This window comes from Micromonospora halophytica (assembly GCF_900090245.1).
GTDB lineage: Bacteria > Actinomycetota > Actinomycetes > Mycobacteriales > Micromonosporaceae > Micromonospora > Micromonospora halophytica.
The window spans coordinates 69148-89831 of record NZ_FMDN01000006.1 but is presented as its reverse complement, the minus strand read 5'-3'; the positions used below and the strand labels follow the sequence as shown (position 1 = coordinate 89831).

Annotated in this window: 8 protein-coding genes; all 8 read right to left on the bottom strand. The window is 76.3% G+C overall.

All coding sequences use genetic code 11. The features are described from left to right. Positions 1–23 precede the first annotated feature (23 nt). The 8 genes from GA0070560_RS11220 to GA0070560_RS11185 all read right to left on the bottom strand — a co-directional run bounded on the left by GA0070560_RS11220 (position 24) and on the right by GA0070560_RS11185 (position 20635). Positions 24–5495 (bottom strand): type I polyketide synthase, encoded by a 5472-nt coding sequence (locus GA0070560_RS11220; RefSeq protein ID WP_281183933.1) that lies wholly within the window; start codon positions 5493–5495, stop codon positions 24–26. 11 nt (positions 5496–5506) lie between these two features. Continuing rightward, on the bottom strand, positions 5507–9025 hold the full coding sequence (locus GA0070560_RS11215; protein ID WP_091294631.1) for a non-ribosomal peptide synthetase: 3519 nt from the start codon (positions 9023–9025) through the stop codon (positions 5507–5509). Beyond that, positions 9022–11325, bottom strand: coding sequence for a lantibiotic dehydratase (locus GA0070560_RS11210; RefSeq protein WP_091294628.1), 2304 nt, complete (start codon positions 11323–11325; stop codon positions 9022–9024). Before GA0070560_RS11210 ends, GA0070560_RS11215 begins: the two co-directional genes overlap by 4 nt. Continuing rightward, positions 11322–14396 carry a thioesterase domain-containing protein gene (locus tag GA0070560_RS11205; protein WP_091294626.1) on the bottom strand — a complete coding sequence of 1025 codons (3075 nt, stop codon included), beginning with the start codon at positions 14394–14396 and terminating at the stop codon, positions 11322–11324. The genes GA0070560_RS11210 and GA0070560_RS11205 overlap by 4 nt, the downstream gene beginning before the upstream one ends. Further along, the gene (locus GA0070560_RS11200) at positions 14393–17863 is read right to left on the bottom strand and encodes an AMP-binding protein (protein WP_091295001.1); all 3471 of its coding nucleotides are present in this window, start codon (positions 17861–17863) and stop codon (positions 14393–14395) included. The genes GA0070560_RS11205 and GA0070560_RS11200 overlap by 4 nt, the downstream gene beginning before the upstream one ends. A 327-nt stretch (positions 17864–18190) precedes the next feature. Next, a complete protein-coding gene (locus GA0070560_RS11195; protein WP_091294624.1) occupies positions 18191–18592 on the bottom strand; it encodes a DUF2267 domain-containing protein in 402 nt (133 codons plus the stop codon). 114 nt (positions 18593–18706) lie between these two features. Further along, positions 18707–19135 (bottom strand): hypothetical protein, encoded by a 429-nt coding sequence (locus GA0070560_RS11190; RefSeq protein ID WP_091294621.1) that lies wholly within the window; start codon positions 19133–19135, stop codon positions 18707–18709. 84 nt (positions 19136–19219) lie between these two features. Then, positions 19220–20635, bottom strand: coding sequence for an FAD-dependent oxidoreductase (locus GA0070560_RS11185; RefSeq protein ID WP_091294618.1), 1416 nt, complete (start codon positions 20633–20635; stop codon positions 19220–19222). Between the last annotated feature and the right edge of the window lie 49 nt (positions 20636–20684).

Sequence of the window (20684 nt, the reverse complement as noted above, 5' to 3'; positions counted from 1 at the left end):
TCTGTCACTCCTGTATCTCGACGTCAGGCGCGGGGCAGCCGCGGGATGGCGGGAACGGTGGCCGGGGTGGCCGGGGCGTCGGCGGGGGCGGCGGCGCGCAGCTCCTCGATCCGGGCGGCCAGGCCGGCCACGGTCGGGGTCTCGAAGAGACTGCGCATCGGCAGCCGCACCCCGGTCGCCTTGCGCATCGCGGCGATCAGCTGCACCGCGACCAGGGAGTTGCCGCCGAGGGCGAAGAAGTCGTCGTCGACCCCGACCTCGGCCACGCCCAGGCCGTCCCGCCAGACCCCGGCGATGGTGCTCTCCAGCTCGGTGCGCGGCGCGGCGGAGCCGGCTACGGCGGCGACCGGGACGGCCACGGCCGGCTCGCCGTCGGACTCCAGGCCGCTGGTGGTCACCCGGGACGACCGGCGACGGATGTCCTCGACGGTGCGGGTGGTGATGACCACCTGGGCGCCGAGACCGGCGCTGAGGCTGCGCCGGAACGCCTCGGCCCCGTCGACCGGCCGGATGTCCTCGGTGACCGCGTCGCCGGCCGGGGTGCTCTCCCCGTCCGCGGCTGCGGCGGCCAGGCCCCCCGTCACCGCGCCCTGGTCGACCCGACGCAGCACGAAGTCGCCGATCGCGACGAGTTCCCGGCCCTGCGCGTCGGTCAGCGACAGGTCGGCGGCGACCACCGCCGCGGTCGCGCTGGCCCGGTGCCGCAGGTGGCTGTGGAACTGCGCCGGCAACGCCCCGCGCACCACGATCCGCCCGTACGACAGCGGCAGGTAGGTGCCCTCGCCCTGGCCGCGGCCGAACGCGGTGGCCACGTCCAGCAGCGCCGGGTGCAGCCCCCAGGCGGGCAGGTCGCCGACCACCTCGGCGGGGGCGGCGACACGGGCCAGTTCCTCCCCCTCGCCCAGGTGGTGCTCCGCGAGGGAGCTCCACCGTGGGCCGAAGGTGAGCATGCTGGTACGGCCCCGGCCGAACGACGCGTCGTCGTCCACCCGGCGGCCGTCCACCACCGGCACCCGGGCCGGCGGGGCGGGTTCGGTGGTCCAGCCGGCCGCACCCCGCACATGGGTGCGCACCGTACCCGCGGCGAGGCTGCGCACCGCGAAGTCCACCCCCTCGTCGGTGGGGGTCAACTCGACCCGGTACTGGGCGACGCTGCCGTCCGGCACCGAGAACGGCTCCAGGAAGACCACGTCGCGCAGCTCGACCGCCGCGTCGGCGGTCGGGGCGGGCAGTGCGGCGACCACCGCGGCGCGCACCGACTCCAGGTGGGCGGTGCCGGGCACCACCGGCACCCCGCCGATGCGGTGCTCGTCGAGCAGCCAGTGGGTGCCGGCGGAGACCAGCCCGTGCAGGACGGTGCCGTCCGCGCCGACGACCTTGGTGGTGAGCACCGGATGGTCCACCGCGCTGGTGACGGTGTCCCGCCCGGCGGCCCGGAAACCGGCCGGCGAGTCGGTCTCCACGGCCATGCCGACCTCGGCCCAGCCGCCCCAGTTCTGCGACACCACCGGGGCGCGGAAGCCCCCGCCCGAGCGGGCGTACGCGTCGAGGAAGGCATTGGCCGCGCAGTAGTCGACCTGGCCGAAGCCGCCGACCACCGAGGTGATCGAGGAGCAGAGCACCACGAAGTCCAGCGGCAGATCGCCGAAGACCCGGGCCAGGGCGAGGGTGCCGGCGAGCTTCGGGGCGAGCACCCGCTCCGCCTCGGCCCGCTCCTTGACCTCGGCCATGCCGCCGCCGGGCAGGCCGGCGGCGTGCACGATGCCGTCGATCCCGCCGAACCGCTCCTCGGCGGCCTGCCGCACCCGGCGCAGGTCGGCCGGGTCGGTGACGTCGGCGGCGAGGACCAGCACCGACGCGCCGGCGGCCTCCATCCGGCGGATCGCCGCGATCGCCCGGCCGGCCCGGTCCGTGCCGCCGTGCACGGCGAGGTGGTCGTCCCACGCCTCGCGCGGCGGCAGGCCGGAACGGGCCAGCAGCACCAGCTTCGCCCGCACCCGACGGGCGAAGTCCTCGGCGAGGGTGACACCGATGCCGCCGAGGCCACCGGTGATGACGTACCGGCCGCCCTCGCGCAGCGGGCCCGGCCCGGCCTCCGCGTCCACGGTGACCTGCTCGTAGCCGGTCACCCAGCGGCGCCGCCCGCGCAGCGCCAGCTCGGCCCGCACCGGGTCGACCGGGCGGCGCAGCTCGGCCACCACCGGGTCCACGTCGGACGTGGCCGGGTCCGCGTCGAGCAGCCGGACGGCCAACCCGGGCAGTTCGACCGGGAGCACCCGGGCCAGGCCGGTGAGGGTGGCGTGCTCCGGCCGGAGCAGGTCAGTGCCGGTGACGTCGCCGATGCCGGAGGTGACCAGATCGAGGGTGCGGGTGCGCTCCTCGCCGGTCAGCCCGGCGCCGGCGAGCGCCTGCACCAGGTGCAGGGCGCTGAAGAAGCCCCGGTCCTGGGCGGTCCGGACGGCCTCGAGGTCGGTGCCGGCCGGCGTGCCGTCCAGGGCGAGGGCGTGCACCAGCCGGTCCGGCAGGTCGACGCCGAGGGCGGCCACCAGCGCGTCGTGGTCCTCCCGGACGCCCGGGCGCAGCCGGTAGCCGCCGTCGACGGCGGCGAAGCCGTCACCGGGGCGTACCACGGTCGGCTCGGCACCGGCGGCCCGCAGCGCCGCGACCAGCGCGTCGCCGCGCGGACCGTCGGCGAGGACCAGGCAGCGACCAATCGGCACGGTCCGCGGCTCGGCGGCGGCCTGCCGCCAGACCGGCACCGCGAACCACTCCGGCAGCGGGCGCGGGCCGGTCTCGACCGGCCCGGCCGCGACCTGCTCCACCGGGTCCGGGTCCACCCAGTAGCGACGACGCTCGAAGGGGTACGTCGGCAGCGGCACCCGACGCGCGGCCGGATCGGCGGCGAGGCGCACCCCGATCCCCGCGCACCACAGCGCGCCGGCACCGGCCAGCAGGGTGGCCAGGTCGCCGGTCGGCTCCCCCGGGCCGGGCAGGCTGGCCAGCGGGGTGAGCGCCCGCTGCGCCGGGGCGGCCTTGGCGACCTGCATCCGGGCCAAGTTGGCCAGCTGCCGGCCGGGCCCGCACTCCAGCAGGGCCCAGGTGCCCTCGCCGAGCAGAGTGGCCACGCAGTCGCCGAAGCGCACCGGCCGGCGCAGGTGCGCCGCCCAGTACGCCGGGTCGGTGGCCTGCTCGGCGGTGATCCAGGTGCCGGTGACGTTGGACAGGAACGGCACCGCAGGCGGACGCAGCGGCACCGCCGCCATCAACGCGGTGAACTCGGCGAGGATCGGCTCCACCATCGGCGAGTGGAAGGCGTGCGAGGTGCGCAGCGCCTTGCTCTTCCCCGTCAACGTCGCGGCGAACGCGGCGACCGCGTCGCTCTCGCCGGCCACCACGCAGGTGCCCGGGCCGTTGACGGTGGCGATGGCGAGCCCCTCGGGCAGGCGCTGCGCCACCACCGACTCGTCGAGGGGGACGGCGAGCATCGCGCCCGGCGGCAGGGACTGCATGAGCCGGCCCCGGGCGGCGACCACCCGCAGCGCGTCCGGCAGACCGATCACCCCGGCGACGGCGGCGGCGACGTACTCGCCGATCGAGTGGCCGATCATCGCGGCGGGCCGTACGCCCCAGCGCTGCCAGAGCGCCGCCAGGGCGTACTCGACGACGAAGAGGGCCGGCTGGGTGTAGCGGGTCTCGGTGAGCTTCTCCCCCGCCTGCGGGTCGCGGCCCAGGATCAGGTCACGGACGTCCAGGCCCAGTTCGGGGTGGAGCAGCTCGGCGCACTCGTCCACGACGGCGGCGAAGGCCGGCTCCTGCGCGTAGAGCTGCGCGCCCATCCCGGCGTACTGGGAGCCCTGCCCGGAGAACAGGTACGCGACGCGGGGCGCGGGGCCGTCGACGACGCCGGCCTGGCGGCGGCGCGGGGTCCGCAGCGCCGCCACCGCGTCGGACAGGTCGGTGGCGACCACGGCGACCCGGTGCGGGTGTTCCTGCCGGCCCACCCGCAGGGTGTGCGCGACGTCGGCGAGCAGCTCGGGCCCCCCGTCGGCGGCGTCCGCCAGGTGATCGGCGAGCTGCCGCACCGCGGTGTCCAGCGCGGTACGGGTCTTCGCCGAGACGTGCAGCAGGTGCGCCGGGCGGACCCCGCGCTCGGCCCGGTACGCCGCGGGCGCCTCCTCGAGCACCACGTGGGCGTTGGTGCCGCCGATGCCGAAGGAACTGACCCCGGCCCGGCGCGGGCCGCCGTCGGTGTCCCACTTGGTGAGGGTGTTCGCCACGTAGAACGGGGTGTCGGCGAAGTCGATCGCCGGGTTGGCGGTCTCGAAGTTGATGGTCGGCGGGATCAGACCGTGCTCCATGGCCAGCACCGCCTTGATCACGCTGACGATGCCGGAGGGCTGGCTGAGGTGGCCGATGTTCGACTTCACCGAGCCGATGCCGCACCAGCCCCGGTCGTCGGTGTCCTTGGCGTAGACGGTGGACAGCGCGCTGACCTCGATCGGGTCCCCCATCGCGGTGCCGGTGCCGTGCGCCTCGACGTAGCTGATGCTGCGCGGGTCGATCCCGGCCATCCCGACCGCCTGGGCGATGGCCTCCACCTGCCCGTCGATGCTGGGGGCGGTGAAGCCGACCTTCCCGGCGCCGTCGTTGTTGATGGCGTTGCCGAGCACCACCGCCCGGATCGCGTCGCCGTCGGCGATCGCGTCGGAGAGTCGCTTGAGCAGGGTGACCCCGACGCCACTGCCCCAGACCGTGCCGTTGGCGGCGGCGTCGAACGGCCGGCACCGGCCGTCGGGCGAGGTGAAACCGTCCATGCCGAGGTAGCCGACGTGCGGCAGCTCCAGGTTGACGCCGCCCGCGAGGGCCATGTCGCACTCGCCGTTGCGCAGCGCCTCGCAGGCCAGGTGGAACGCGACCAGCGAGGTGGAGCAGGCGGTGTGCACGGTCAGGCTCGGCCCGCGCAGGTCGAGGCGGTACGACACGTTGGTCGCCACGTAGTTGGGCGAGTTGCCGGTGGCGATGGAGACCGCGCCGTGCGGGTTGCCGCCGACCCGCTTGTTCCGCAGGACGTACCGGTTCAGGTAGGTGTTGCCGCCGGTGCCGGCGTACACGCCGACCGCGCCGTCGTAGCGGGCCGGGTCGTAGCCGGCGTCCTGCAGGGCGGTGTGGCAGCTCTCCAGGAACAGCCGGTGCTGCGGGTCGGTGATCTCCGCCTCCCGGGCGGTCATCCCGAACAGCTCGGCGTCGAACTCGTCGTACCCGTCGACCACCGGGGCCCGGTTGACCCAGCCGGGGTCGTCGACCTCCTCGACGGTGGCGCCCCGGGCGAGCTGGGTCTCCCGGCTCAGCTCGGTCACCGACTCGACGCCGTCGACGAGGTTGCGCCAGAACTCGCGGACGTCGGCCGCGCCGGGCAGCCGGGCGGCGAGCCCGATGATCGCGATCGGCTCGATGCCGTCGGCGGACAGGTCGGAGGTCATCGGGTTGTCGTCCATCTGCGTGTCCTTCATTGCGCGGTGCCGCCGGGGCGGCGGGGAGGGGTGCGGCGGGTGCGGCTGCGACGGGCGGCGGCCCGCAGCGCGGCGCGCGCCAGCTCGGGGCGGTCGGCGGCGCCGTCGAGGCTGGCGGCGAGCGCCCGGACGGTCGGGTGACGGAACAGGTCGAGCATGGTGATCGAGCGGCCGGTGGCGGCGGTCAGCCGGGCGTGCACCGCGGCCAGGGCGAGCGAGTGCCCGCCGATGTCGAAGAAGTTGTCGGCGACGCCGACCCGGTCGCGGCCGAGCACCTCCCGCCAGATGCCGGCGATCAGCTCCTCGGTGGCGGTCAGCGCGTCCGGCCCGACCGGCACCGGGACGGCGGGCGACGGCTCGGCGGCCGCGACGGTCATCGCGCCGAGCTGCGGCGTGCGCACGGTGGGCCGGGGCAGCGCCGCGGCGACCGTGTCGGCCGGGGCGTCCGGGTCGGCGGCGAGCGCGCCGACCAGTGCGGCCAGGTCCGCCAGGAGCCCGTCGATCCGGTCGGCGTCGAACAGGTCCGGGTTGTACACCACCTCGACGCCGAGCCGGCCGGCGGGTTCGACGACGTACACGGTGACGTCGAAGGGCGAGCCGGGCTTCGGCACCGGGACCGGCGAGCCGGCGAGCCCGGTCAGCGCCAGGCGGGGCGGGGCGAAGTTGAGCACGTTGAACAGCACCTGCACCAGCGGGGCTCGGGAGGTGTCCCGGCCGACGCCGAGCGCCTCGACGATCCGCTCCAGCGGCGCGCCCGGGTGGCTGGTCACCTCGTGCAGCTCGGCGGCGCACCGGTCGACCAGCTCGGCGAAGCTCGCCCCGCCGGTGCGCAGCCGTACCGGGACGGTGTCGATGAAGAAGCCGACCACGTCGTCGAAGGCGGCCAGCCGGCGGTCGGCGACGATCGCCCCGACCAGGTGGTCGTCGCCGCCGGTGAGCCGACGCAACAGCTCACCGAAGCCGGCGAGCAGCACCGCGGCGGGGGTGGTGCCGCGCCGGGCGGCCAGGGCGCGGACCGCGTGATCGGCGGTCTCCGGGAAGGACACCGCCGCCTCGGCGCCGGCGTAGGTCTGCACCGCCGGGCGGGGCCGGTCGCGGGGCAGCTCCAGCACGGTCGGCACGTCGCGCAGGTGCCCGGCCCACCATTCCAGGTCGGCCGCGCCCCGGCGGCGGTCCCGTCCGGCCCGCCAGACCGCGTAGTCGGCGTACCGGGCGGCCGGTGGCGGCAGGGCCGGCCGGTGCCCCGCGACGGCCCGCTCGTACGCGGCGGCGAGGTCGTCGTAGAGCACCGCCTCGGACCAGCCGTCGAAGACCGCGTGGTGCATGGTCATGGCCAGCACGTGTTCGTCGACACCGAGCCGGTAGACGGTCACCTGCCAGGGCGGCCCGGTGGCCAGGTCGAAGGCGTGCGCGGCCCCGTCGGCGAGCATCCGGGACAGCTCCGCCTCGGCGTCGGCGCGTCCGGTCAGGTCGACCACCGGCACGGCCACGTCGGTGGGCTCCGCGCAGACCGCGTACGGCACCCCTGCGGTCTGCGGGATCCGCCAGCGCAGCACGTCGTGCCGCTCGGCGACGGCCCGCAGCGCCACGCCGAGCGCGGCGACGTCCAGCGGCCCGCGCAGCCGGTGCGCGACGGCGATGTTGTACGGCGCGCTGGAGGGGGCGAGCTGGTCGACGAACCAGAGTCGCCGCTGCGGTGGGGAGAGCGTCGGCGGGTTGCCGGTGGTGAGCCCGTCGGACTCGGCCGGCGGGGCGGCGGCCGCCCGGCGGGCCAGCCCGGCCGGGGTACGGCCGGCGAAGACGTCCTCGGCGGCGATCTCCCGGCCGAGGGTGGCGCGCAGCGCGGCGACCAGCCGCATCGCGGCGATCGAGTTGCCGCCGGCGGCCAGGAAGTCGGTGTCGGCGTCGGGGACCGCCCCGAGCACCCGCTGCCAGGCCGTGGCGACCGCGCGGACGACCGGGTCGGCGTCGACGTCGGCGGTGCCCTCGCGTCGCGGCGGCCGGGTCGCCTCCGCCCGGGCGCGCAGGGCGGCCCGGTCCAGTTTGCCGCTGGCGGGGCTGGCCGGCAGCCGGTCGAGGCGGATCAGCCGGGACGGCCGCATCGCGTCGGTGAGCCGGTCGCCGGCCCAGGCGTGGACCGCCGCGTCGTCGGGGGCGTGCGCCGGGGTGAGGAACGCGACCAGTTCCGGGCCGGCGGGCCCGGACAGCAGCTCCACCGCCGCCTGGTCCACTCCCGGGTGCCCGGCGAGCACTGCCTCGACCTCGCCCAGTTCGACCCGCTGGCCCCGGATCTTGACCTGCCGGTCGAGGCGGCCGAGGTAGACGATCCGGCCGTCGGGCAGCTGCCGGACCCGGTCGCCGGTGCGGTACAGCCGGGCCCCCGGCTCGCCGGAGAACGGGTCGGGCACGAAACGCTCGGCGGTCAGCGCCGGCCGGTTCAGGTAGCCGACGGCCACGCCGGGCCCGCCGATCAGCAGCTCCCCGTCGACGCCGGTCGGCACCGGGCAGAGCGCGGCGTCGACCACGTACGCCTGGTAGTTCGGCAGCGGACGACCGATCGCCATCGGGTCGGCCGGCTCGCCGCGGACCTCGTCGGTGAGCGCCTGCACGCTCGTCTCGGTCGGCCCGTACGAGTCGAAGAACCGCCGGCCGGGCAGCCAGCGGCGGGCCAGCTCGGCGGGGACCGCCTCGCCGCCGCACATGATCAGCCGCCAGCCGGGGACCTCGGCCGGGTCGAGCACAGACAGCAGCGTCGGGCTGACCGCGCCGTAGTCGACCTCGTGGACGGCGACGAACCGGGCCAACCGCACCGGATCGGACCGGTCCTCCTCCCCGGCGAGCTGCACGGCGGCCCCGTGCACCAGCGGCACGAACAGGTCGATGACGACGGCGTCGAAGCCGAGCGATGAGATGCCGAGCACGCGGGCCGTCTCGTCGAGGCCGGTGTTCGCGGCGCACGCGAAGACGAACTGCACCACGTTGCGGTGGCTGACCACCACGCCCTTGGGCCGTCCGGTGGAACCCGAGGTGAACAGCACGTACGCCGGGTCACCGGGTCGGGCCGGGCAGGGCGCCAGCGGGGCCGGGCCGGTCGGGGTGACCACCTCGATCCCCGGCACGTCGGCGAAGGTGGCGGTCGCCGCGTCGCCCACCACCAGGCTCACCCCGGCGTCGGCGGCGATCTCGCGCAGCCGCTCGCGCGGGCCGTCCGGTTCCAACGGCACGTAGCAGCCGCCGGCCAGCAGTACCCCGAGCACGTCGACGACGAGCCGGGGTCGGCGGGTGCCGCAGATGCCGACCCGGGTCTGCCGGCCGACGCCTCGGGCCCGCAGCGCGGCGGCCACCCCGGCGGCCTGCCCGACGAGGTCCCGGTAGGTGAGCCGGTCGTCCCACTGCCGGACCGCCACGGCCTGCGGACAGCGGGCGGCCCGGGCGACGACCAGGTCGGCCAGCGTCCGGTCCGGCCAGGGCAGCTCCTCCCCGGCGGCGGCGCTCATGGACAGGATGTCGGTCACCCGTGTTCTCCCTGGTAGGTGGCGGGATCGGTGATCTGCAGGCGCAGTTCGCTGACGTGGCCGCGGCCGGCGGCGTCGGGCACCCAGGCGTCGGCCGGGGCCGGCAACAGTTCGGTGACCACCACCGCCACCTCGGGGCCGGTCCGGGCGGCGGCGTCGACCATGGCGCACAGCGACTGCGCGTACAGCGGCCCGGTCAGGTCGACGTAGCAGGGCTTGACCTCGGTGCCGACCTTGACGAACACCCGCTCGGGCAGGTCGTGCGCGGCCCGCCAGCGCCGGACCGCGAGGTAGCGGGCGGTCTCGTCACCGTGCCCGGCCAGGCCGCACCCGCCGGCCGTGGTACGCCAGGTACGCCGGGCCACCACCAGCCGGTCGATGGTGATCCGGGGCGTGTGCGGGGCCGGGTCGACCAGCTTGAAGGCGTCGATGAGCAGCGAGCCGAGCAGGTTCGCGAAGATCTCCATCAGCGGCCAGCGGGAGCCGTCGGGGAAGACCGCCGTCAGCTCGTGGCCGTCGCGCTGCACGACGACGGCGGTGGCCGGGACCAGCCGGTCGAGGTCGCCACCCCGCGCGGTGTCGATGCCGAGCTCACGGTCGGCGGGACCGGTGAGGGCGTGGGTGGTGCGGGTGGTCCGCCGGGGCCAGCTCTCCGGCCAGAGCACCCGCAGCCGGGCCGGGCCGAGGTCGACGTCGAGCGCGGCCCGCAGCGCCGCCGGGTCCGGGTGGAACGGGGTGAGCACCGCGCTGTCGTACGCCACGGCGGACGGGTGCAGCTCGCCGAGGACGAGCAGGAAGTCACCCCGGTCGATCGCGGCGGCCGAGGTGGCGCTGATCTGCACGTCGGGGTTGTGCATCCGAGCCGACGGCCAGCCGGGCCGCTCGGCGGCGAAGAGGGCGGCGGCCGGCCCGGCGAGGTCCTCGGCGCGCAGCCGCAGCTCGACACAGCCGGCCGGTGCCTCGCGCAGCCCGAACAGCTGAGCCCACCGGTCGGTGAAGCCGGCCCCGGCGCGGGCGACCGGGCCGTCCGGGGCGACCAGCATCCCCTGGGCCAGCGCCCAGATGTCGGCCAGCCGGACCGGGCCGTCGGCGGCGAGTTCGTCGTGCAGGTCGATGAGGATGTCGTGGCAGCCGGCGCCGATCTCGGCGGTGAGCCAGCGGGCGGCCCGGAGCACCACCGCGAGCGGGGCGGCGAGCGCGTCCAGCACCGTCGCGCCGATGGTGAACTCGAGGTCGCGGGCCGTCTCCTCGTAGCAGACGGTGCGTCCGGCGTACATCTGCCCGCTCTGCCGGGTCGCGGGGCGACCGGTCACCGCGGTGAACTCGGCGTTGAGGGTGGCCAGCGCGGCGCCGAGGCGGCCCGGGTCACCGGCGGCGGCCGCGACCGCGTCCCGGGCGGCCCGGAGCCGGTCGAAGCCGGCCGTGACGTCGGCGCGGACGCCGGGGTCGCCGACGGCGGCGACCCGCTCGGCGAGCACCCGTTCGGCGTCCGGGCTGTTCGGCAGGTTCGCCCCCCAGGTGAGCTGCCCCCGCTCGACGAGCCGGTCCAGCAGGAGGAAGACGTCGTCGACGCCCCGCGCGCCGCCCTCGGCGCGGATCCGCTCGGCCAGCTCGACCGCGGCGGTACGCCCGTCGCAGCCGGCGAGCAGCCGCGCCTCGACGGCCGACAGCGGGACCGGCGGGTGCAACGGCCGGCGGAGCCGGCGCCCCTGGACGGTCAGGTGCGGCGGCAACGCGGGCGCCCACCAGCGGCGCACCGCCAGGTCGTCGGCGAGCCGGTCGGCGTACGCGATGAGGGCCCACGCCTCGAAGACCACCTGCCGGCGGGTGACCAGGCCGGGCCCGGGGGCCAGCCGGGTACGCGGGTCGTCGGGGTCGAGGCGTCCCCAGCAGACCGGGCCGAAGAAGCCGATGGTCTCGGCCTTGCCGCAGTAACGCTGCCAGTAGCGCAGCAGGCTCAGCTCACGCTTGCGGCGGCGGACGTTGCGCACCGCCGGGTCGGTGTGCAACAGCCCGTCGAGGGCGATGAGCATGTCGGGGTTCTGCCAGGTGACGGCCTCGCGCAGCAGCGGGTCGGCGGCCAGCTCCCCGGCCACCGCGGAGGACTCTGCGAAGGCGTCCCGCAGCTGTTCGTCGACCAGTTCCGGGCTTCCCTCACCGGCCAGCAGCGCGTCGGCGGCGGCAGCCAGGTCGGGCGCGGCGAACCGGTCCAGCCCGGCGGCGGGGAACCCGGCGGTGCGCAGCACGACGTCCCGCCAGACCGACCAACCGGTGTCGCCGAGGGGGACGAGGTGGCTCATCGGCGCGGTCCCGCCGCGTCGGCGTCCACGACGTGCAGGCGCAGTTCACTGAGGTAGCGGCGACCGGCGGCGTCGGGCACCCAGGCGTCGTCCGGGCCGGGCAGCATCTCACCGACCACCAGCGGCACACCGTCGCCGTGCGTCATGCCCGCCGAGCGGACCATCGCGCAGAGCATGTTCGCGTACGCGGGGCTGCTCAGGTCCACGAAGCACGGCTTGGTCTCGCTGCCGAGCTTGACGTACACCTGCTCCGGCAGGTCGAGGCGGGCCCGCCAGCGGCGTACCGCCAGGAACCGGTCCCGCTCCCCGGTCACCGGGCCCAGCCCGCTCGCCCCGGCGGTGGTCCGCCAGGTGCGCCGGGCGACGACCAGCCGGTCCAGGGTGATCCGGGGCGTGTACGGGGCGGCGGCGACCAGCTTGAAGCCGTCCACCGCGTGCGCGCTGAGCAGTTCGGCGAAGACCTCGGTCAGCGACCAGCGCCGCCCGTCCGGGCCGGTGGCGACGAGCCGCCCGTCGGATTCGTCGACGGTGAGGTCCACGGTGGGCAGCACCCGGGCCGGGTCGACGCCGGGCGCGGGGCGGAAGGCCAGTTGCCGGTCCGCCGGGGCGGTCAGCGCCGCGGCGACCCGGCTGGTGTGCCGGGGCCAGTCGGTCGGGTACAGCAGCCGCAGCCGCGCGCCCACGTCGGCGGCGAGCGCCGCGCGCAGCCGCGCGCCGTCGGGGTGGCCGGCGACCAGGGGCGCGGTGTCGAAGGAGGCCCACGCGGCGTGCAGCTCGCCGAGCACCACGGTGAACTCGCCGCGCGCCAACGCCTCGGCGCCGGCGGCACAGATCTGCAGGTCGGGGCTGTGCAGCCGGGCCAGCGGCCAGTCCGACGGGGCGGGTGCCGGGAAGACCGCGTCGACCCGGTCGGCCAGGTCGGCGACGGCGAGACGCACCTCGGTCGCGCCGGTGGGCAGGTCGGCCAGACCGAAGAGACCGGCCCAGCGGGCGGCGAACTCGGCGGCGACCCGGTCGACCGGGCGCTCCCCCTCGCCCCAGAACATCCCCTGCGCCAGGAACCACAGGTCGGCGAGGCGCACCGGACCGTCGCCGGCCTCGGCGCGCAACTCGTCGTACAGCTCCCGGAAGACCGCCGTGTACGCCTCCTCCAGCGCCCCGACCAGCCACCGGGCCGCACGCAGCAGCACGTCGAGCGGGGCGGCCAGCGCGTCGAGCAACGGTCGGCCGAACGTCACGTCGAGGTCGCGGCCGGTGTCCTCGTAGCAGAGGGTACGGCCGGCGTACATCTGGCCCTCGCGGCGTTGCGCGGCCTGCCCGGTCAGCTCGGTGAAGGTCTCGTCGAGGGCGTCGAGCGCGGCGTGCAGCCGGCCCGGGTCGCCGGCCGCGGCGGCGACCGCGTCCCGCGCGACGACCAACCGGTCCAGCCCGGCCCGGGCGGCGGCGCGCACCGCCTCGTCGCCGATCGCGTCGATCCGGCCGGTCAGCACCCGCTCGGCCTCCGGGCTGACCGGCAGCGCGGCGTCCCAGGTGATCAATTCCCGCTCGACGAGCCGGTCGAGCAGCGCGTACCCGTCCTCCGGCCGGCGCAGCCCGACCGCCGGGTCGGTGACCAGCTCGACGGCGGGGCGGCCGTCGGCGGCGGCGAGCAGTGCCGCCTCGACCGGGGTGAGGGTCACCGGCGGGCGGCCCGGACGCAGCACGGTCCGGTCGCGCAGGCTCAGCTGCGGGGCGAGCAGCGGCGGCCACCACCGCCGGACGGCGAGGTCGGTGCCGAGCCGGTCGGCGTACGCGGCCAGCGCCCAGGACTCGAAGGGCACCCAGCGCCGCCGGGTCAGCCCGGGGCCGGGCCGGACGTCGGCGACCTCGGGTCGGGTCGGATCGACGGTCACCCAGCAGCCCGGGCCGAAGAAACCGACGGTCTCGTTCTTGCCGCAGTAGCGCTGCCAGTACTTGAGCAGGGTGCGTTCCCGGTCCCGGTGCTTGTTGTTGCGCCGCGGCTGCGGGCCACCGGCGACCAGGGCGTCGAGCAGGACCAGCGCGCCACGGTTCTGCCAGGTCACCGCCTCACGCAGCAGCGGGTCGGCGGCCAGTTCCGCGAAGCGCCGCGCGGCGGCGGCGGTGGCCTGCGCGAACTCCGTGTCGAACCGGTCCGCGCCGGCACCGGTGGTGATCAGCTCGTCGGCCGCGGCGGCGGCCCACGGCGCGGCGAACCAGGTCAGCCCGTCGGCGGGGAAACCGGTGGTGCGCAGCACCGCGTCCCGCCACACCGACCAGCCGGTGTCGCCGAGCGGCACCCGGTGCGCGTCCGTCGCGACGTCGGCGGGCGCCGCGACGGCGCGGAGCGCGGTGGCGAGGTCGGCACGGATCATGCCGAGCAGCTCGGACAGGCGGTCGGCGAGGAAGAAGTGCCCGCCGTCGATGTCGTGCAGGGTGAACCCGGCAGCGGTGTGTTCGCCCCAGCCCGCGCTCTGCTCCCGGCTCACCGCCCGGTCGTGCCGGCCGTTGAACGTCACGATCGGCACCGGCAGCGGCTCGCCGGGGACGTAGCGGTAGCTGTCCACCCGGCCGAAGTCGGCGCGCAGCAGCGGCAGCAGCAGCTCGACCAGCTCGGGGTGCGCCAGCAGTTCGGCGGGGAGGCCGCCCCCGTCGCCGAGGCGGCGCAGCAGCTCGGCGTCGTCCACCCCGGACAGTCCGTCGAAGAGGCTCGCCGCCGTGACGTGCGGCGCGCGGGCCCCGCCGACGTAGAGGCGCAGCGGCAGTGTACGGCCGGTCCGCCGCAGCTCCCGGACCACCTCGAACCCGAGCCGGCCGCCCATCGAGTGGCCGTAGATCGCGTACGGGCGGTCGGCCCGGTCGGCGATCGCGGCGGCCACCTCGGCGACGGTGAATCGCGGGTCCTCGCTGATCCGGTTCTCCCGCCCGGGCAGCTGCACCGGCAGCACCTCGACGTCCGCGCCGATCCCCTCCTGCCAGCGCCGGAACGCGCTCGCGCCGGCCCCTGCGTAGGGCAGGCAGAACAGCTGCGCCGGCGCCTGGGGTCGGCTTCCGGGCGAGACGAACCAGTTCACCGCGCGCCTTTCTGAGGGGGGTCGATCCAGTGCCGCCGGCGCTGGAACGGGTAGCCGGGCAGCCCGGTGCGGCGTACGCCCTCCGCCGGGTGCAGCGCGGCCCAGTCGACGTCGCCGCCGGCGACCCACCGGGCGGCCAGGTCGCGCAGCTCCCCGGCAGGGCCGGCGATCCGGGCGTCGGTGTCGAGCAGTTCGTCGAGAGCGGCCAGCACGCCGGGCAGGTCGGTGGCGACCACCGCGGCCCGGCAGGCGAACGCCCGCCGGCCCAGGGCGAGGGTGGCGGCGACCTCGGTCAGGACCGGCGGCGCGCCGGCCAGGTGGGCCCGCAGCCGGCTCACCGCGTCCCGCAGCGCCGCCGGGGTACGCGCCGACACCGGCAGCAGGCACGCGACGTCGTCGGACGCCTCGACCGGGTCGGCCGGGGGCGGCTGCTCCACCACCAGGTGCGCGTTGGTGCCGCCGACGCCGAAGGAGCTGACCCCGGCGACCCGGCGCGGCCCCTCCGGCCAGTCACGCGCCTTGGTGGGTACGTAGAAGGGCCCGCCGGCGAGGTCGATCTCCGGGTGCGGACGGGCGAAGTGCAGGTTCGGCGGGATCACCCCGTGCCGGACGGCGAGCACCGCCTTGATCAGCCCGGCGATGCCGGCCGCGGCGTCGAGGTGGCCGATGTTGGTCTTGACCGAGCCGAGCGCGCAGGATTCGGCGGGGGCGGCCCCGCCGTACACCTCGTGCAGCGCGGCGACCTCGATGGCGTCGCCGAGCGGCGTGCCGCTGCCGTGGGCCTCGATGAACCGGACCTCGCCGGGGGCGACCTCGGCGGCGGCCAGGGCGTTCGCGACGGCGGCGGCCTGGCCGGCGGGGCCGGGCACGGCGTAGCCGGCCCGGTCGGCGCCGTCGTTGGTGACCGCCCAGCCGGGCAGCACGGCGTGGATCCGGTCGCCGTCGGCCTGGGCGTCGGCGAGGCGGCGCAGCGCGACCACGCCCACCCCGGAGCCGAAGCCGGAGCCGTTGGCGGCCTCGTCGAAGGCGCGGCAGCGCCCGTCCGGGGAGGCCAGGCCACCGGCCCGGTAGCGCGGCCAGGTGACGTTGACCCCGCCGGCCAGGGCGATGTCGCACTGGTAGTCGGCGAGGCTCTGGGCGGCGAGGCAGACCGCGACAAGTGAACTGGAGCAGGCGCTCTGCACGGCGACGGCCGGCCCGGTCAGCCCCAGCCGGTACGCGACCTGGCCGGGCAGGTGGTCGGTGAACTGCCGCCCGATCAGCCGGGCCTCCCAGTCGTCCGGGTCCACCTCCCCCACCACGGCCGGGTTGTCCAGCAGGTGGAAGAGGAAGTACCGGTTGGCGGAGGTGGCCGAGTAGACGCCGATCAGGCCGGGGAAGCGGGTCGGGTCGTGCCCGGCGTCCTCCAGCGCCTCCCACGCGGTCTCCAGGAACAGCCGGTGCTGCGGGTCGGTCCGGGCGGCCTCCTCCGCCGCCATGTGGAAGAACTCGGCGTCGAAGTCGGCGACCCCGTCGAGCCGGCCGGCGGCCCGGACGTGCCGGGGATCGGCGCGAAGGCCCGGTCCGATGCCGAGCGCGGCCAGTTCCTCGTCGGTGTGGTCGTGGACGGAGTCGACCCCGGCGCAGATGTTCCACCAGAAGGTGGCCACGTCCGGGGCGCCGGGGAAGCGCCCGGCCAGGCCGACCACCGCGATCTCGTCGCCGGTGTACTCGCGGGCGAGGGCCGGCGGGGCGGCCGGCGCGGGCAGGGTGGGCGCGCGGTCCACGGTGGTCGCCGTGTCGAGCAGCCGGGCCTGCGCCGCCACCGTCGGATGGCCGAACAGCCGGACCATCGGCAGGGTCACCCCGAACCGCTCGGCGACGCGCTGCTGGACCTGGCCGAGCAGCAGGGACTGTCCGCCGGCGTCGAAGAAGCTCTCCTCGCGGCCGACCGCCGGGCGGCCGAGCACCGCGCACCAGATGTCGTGCAGCGCCCGCTCGGTCGGCGTCGCCGGCTCCTGGCCCGGGGCGACGTCGTGCGCCGGGTCGGGCAGGGCGCGTTCGTCGACCTTGCCGGTGACGGTGAGCGGGAAGGCGTCGAGCACGACGACCGCGCGCGGCAGCGCGTACTCCGGCAGTTCCCGGGCCAGCGCGGCGCGCAGCGCCGCCGGGTCGGGTGGACCGCCGGCCGGGGTCGCGTACGCCAGCAGCTCACCGTCGCGGGCGACGGCGCGGACGGCGGCCACGCCGGGCTGCCGGGCGAGGACCGCCTCGATCTCGGTCAGCTCGACCCGGAAGCCCCGGACCTTGACCTGCCGGTCGAGCCGGCCGAGACAGACCAGTTCGCCGCCGGGCAGCCGGGTGCCGAGGTCGCCGGTGGCGTAGGTGGGGACGCCGTCGGGGTCCACACCGAACCGGTCGCTGTGCTGGCCGAGGTATCCCGGGGCGAGGTGGGGGCCGCGCACCACGATCTCGTCGCTGCCCGGCGCCAGGCGCAGCTCGTACCCGGGCAGCGCCGCGCCGATCGGCAGCGGGCCGGTGGCGGTCGGGTCGGCCTCGGCGAGCGGCAGGACGTACCGGGCGGCGAAGGTCATCTCGGTGGCGCCGTAGCCGTTGACCAGGACGCAGTCCGGGGCGAACCGGCCGGTGCCGCGCGCGGCGTCGGCGTGGGTGGCCTGCTCGCCGCCGAGCAGCACCACCCGGACGGAGTCCAGCCGGCGCGGGCCGAGGGTGTCGAGCAGGAACCGGTAGACGGTCGGGGTGGAGTGGTAGACGGTGACCCGGTGCCGGGCGAGCTGCTCGACCGCGTACGCCAGCCCGTGCCGGCGCAGGTCGACGGGGACGACGGCGGCGCCGGTGAGCAGCGCCGGCCACAGGTCGGGGATGGCCGCGTCGAAGCTGAACGAGGCGAGCAGGCTGAGCCGGTCGTCCGGGCCGATGGACAGGGTGCGGATCTGGTTGTCCACGACGTGGAGCAGGTTGCGGTGGGTCTGCGCGACCGCCTTCGGCAGGCCGGTGGAGCCGGAGGTGAAGAGCACGTACGCGGGGGTGTCCGGGTCGACGGGCACGGGGCGCAGCGGGGCGGGCGCGGTGTCGTCGAGGACGACGACCGGGGTGTCCGACCGGTCGGCGCGCAGCCGCTCGGCCAGGTCCCGGTACGCGGCGGCGCAGGCGATGACGCGCACGTCGGCGGCGGCGAGCATGTGCCGCAGTCGCGCGACGGGGAACCCCGGGTCGAGCGGCACGTACGCGCCACCGGCGGCGAGGGTGCCGAGGATGGCGGCGACGGTCGGCGCGCCGTGCCCGGTGAGCAGGGCAACCCGGTCGCCGGCGCGCAGGCCGACGGCGGTGAGCGCGGCCGCGTGTCCCCCGGCGTCCCGGGTCAGTGTGGCGTAGTCGACCTCGTGGGCCTCGCCGAGGATCGCCGGCCGGTCGGGTCGATCGGACGCGACGGCCAGGAGACGTTCGATGATCATTGGTTGTGCCATCTCAGGGAGCGAGATCGGCTCCACTGTGGGCAGGCACGTGGGAATAGACGATTGTGATCATGATCCCCCCCAGGACTTCACGATGGAAGCAGGATATGGCTCCATGACCTGGGTGAAAGAGCATCGATCGGAGTCGGTCCGAAGGTCCGACGAGCAGGCGGTGATCGGCCGCCGAAATTCAACCGATCATCCCTCTAGCGTGTAGAGGAGTTTCAACGTAAGTAACCTTCGGCGAGCAATTCTCCGGCGAGCAGGCCCGCGGGCCGCTGTTTTTTCGCCCCAAACAGCACCTTAACGGCCGCTCAGGGTGACGATGAACGCCGGGCGTCACTCATCGTACCGCCGTGGTGGCGATCGGTCGACGCCTCGGGTGAAGCTTTCCGGCAACTGGGCGACGAGGTCCTGGAACTCCCCGACGGTCACGGTCTCCCTCAACGTGGCGAAGACGGCCCGGACACCGACCTGGGCGGTGGCCGGCTCGACGCCGGCCCGCTCGGCCACCCGGCGCAGGAACTCCAGCGGGCCGAACGTGTCGGGCCGCCCCGCGTCCGCCGGGCCGGTGAGATAGGCGCTCAGGTCGTCCGGGAACTGCGCGGCCAGGTCGTCGGCCTCGCCGGCCCGGACCCGCTCGGCCACCGTCCGCAGCACCGCCCGGGAGATCGCGGCCGCCTGCTCCGGTCGCAGCTCCGCCCGGCGGGCCACCGCGTCGACGAAGAGAGGAAAACGCACCGCGGCCTCCTGCCATCCACGAACTGTCGGGAGTCCGATGCCGCCCCCGACCCGGATCCGGTCGGGGTTCCGACACCGCGCCCGCCCGGCCTCGGATCGGCAACCCGTGCGCGGTTACCCGCCCCCGGCCGGCGCAAACGCCCTCCACCTCGGCCGGTGACGCGGGCCCGGGCCGGCGCGGGCCAGCAGGCCGGCGGCGGCGACGGCACAGCACGTCGCGACGACGGCCAGCAGGAGCGGGTAGCCGGCCGGGTTGCCCAGCGCGGTGGCCGCGGCGACCGGGGCCACCGCCTTGACGACCGTGACCGACGCGGCAAGCCGGCCGGCGATGCTGGCGTAGGCCGTCGCGCCGTACCGCTCGGCGAGCAGCGCGGGCGTGGCGAGGCCGGCCACGCCGAGACCTGGTCCGAAAACGACGACGCTGATCACGGCGCCGGCCCGGGTGCCGGCCAGCAGCGGGGCGGTGGCGACCAGGGCCCGCCGGTCGGCGTCGTCGGTCCGCCCCGACCGGCCGGACGGGCCGCCGGGCTGCGGGCGCCGCACCGCGAGGGCGGCGACGAGCCGCCACGCGCGGGCCCGGTGCCCGCCGACCCGTGGGGTCGGCGGGCACCGGGACGCTCGTACGCATCAGCTGCCGCAGCAGCCGACCCGCGCGCCGGAGGGGGCCGCGTCGAGCGTGACCAGGCTCAGCGGTGAGGAGAGCGGTCCACCGGCGACCCCGGTGGCGAGACCGCGCGCGGCCGGAGCCACGGCGGGGGCGGGACCGCAGCAGCTCTCCCCGGTGACGGAGTCGGCGGGGTCGCTGTTGCACACCCCGGTCTCGGGGAGTTCGAGCTGTACGTCGCGGGCGGCGTCCCAGTCGCCGGCGAGGGCGGCGACGACCGAGCGGACCTGCTCGTAGCCGGTGGCCATGAGGAAGGTGGGCGCGCGGCCGTAGCTCTTCATGCCGACGGCCCAGTAGCCGACCTCCGGGTGGGACAGCTCGTCGACACCGTGCGGGGGCACCGTGCCGCAGGAGTGCTCGTTCGGGTCGATCAGCGGGGCGAGCGCACGGGTGGCGCCCAGCACCGGGTCCAGGTCCAGCCGCAGCTCGGCGGCGACGGAGTGGTCCGGCCGGAAGCCGGTGGCCGCGACGATCCGGTCCACCAGCACCGACTCCTCGGCCCCGTCGGCGTGCCGCACCACCACCGCGACCCGGCCGCCGGTCGGGGTCAGGGCGTGCACCGAGAAGCCGGTGAGCAGGCGGATCCGGCCCGCGTCGACATGTTCGCGCAGCCGGGTGCCGAGCGCGCCCCGAGCCGGCAGCGCGTCGGCGTCCCCGCCGCCGTAGGTCCGGGTCGGGCTGGCCGACCGGATCGCCCAGGTCACCTCGGTGCCCGGCGCGGCAGCGGCCAGCTCGGCCAGGGACAGCAGGGTGTTGGCGGCGGAGTGTCCAGCGCCGACGACCAGGGTGTGCCGGCCGGCGAACCGGTCCCGGTCGGCGCCGAGCACGTCGGGCAGGGCGTGCTCCAGGAACGCCCCGGCGTCCTGCTCGCCCCGGGCGGGCAGGCCGGACGCGCCGAGCACGTTCGGGGTGCCCCAGGTGCCCGAGGCGTCGATCACCGCGCGGGCGAGCAGTTCGTCGCCGTCGGCGAGGCGGACCAGGAACGGCGCGCTCTCCCGGCCGGCGGTACGCAGCCGGTCCAGGCCGAGCCGGCTGATCGCCTGCACCCGGGCACCGAAGCGTACGTGCGGCTTGATCGCCGGCAGCTCGGCGAGCGGCTGCAGGTAGTCGGCGGCGAGCTCGGCCCCGGTGGGGAGGGCGTCGGGGTCGGGGGCGATCCAGCCGGCCACGTCGAGCAGCCGGCGGGCAGCGGCGTCGACGTCGTAGCGCCACGGGGAGAACACCCGTACGTGCCCCCACTGCCGTACCGCCGCGCCGGCGCTGTCACCGGCCTCCAGGACGGTGAAGGGCAGGCCACGCTCGTGCAGGTGCGCCGCGGCGGCGAGGCCGACCGGTCCGGCGCCGATCACCACGACGGGCAGCTCGTCCAGGACACTCATGGGACAACTCCTCTGTCTCGAAAACTGTCGAATCAAAAGGGCGCACGCG

Bases quoted from the DNA above. Each gene is read 5' to 3' on its own strand.
- GA0070560_RS11185 (WP_091294618.1), bottom strand. From the start codon at position 20,635: ATGAGTGTCCTGGACGAGCTGCCCGTCGTGGTGATCGGCGCCGGACCG.
- GA0070560_RS11220 (WP_281183933.1), bottom strand. From the start codon at position 5,495: ATGGACGACAACCCGATGACCTCCGACCTGTCCGCCGACGGCATCGAG.
- GA0070560_RS11210 (WP_091294628.1), bottom strand. From the start codon at position 11,325: ATGAGCCACCTCGTCCCCCTCGGCGACACCGGTTGGTCGGTCTGGCGG.
- GA0070560_RS11200 (WP_091295001.1), bottom strand. From the start codon at position 17,863: ATGGCACAACCAATGATCATCGAACGTCTCCTGGCCGTCGCGTCCGAT.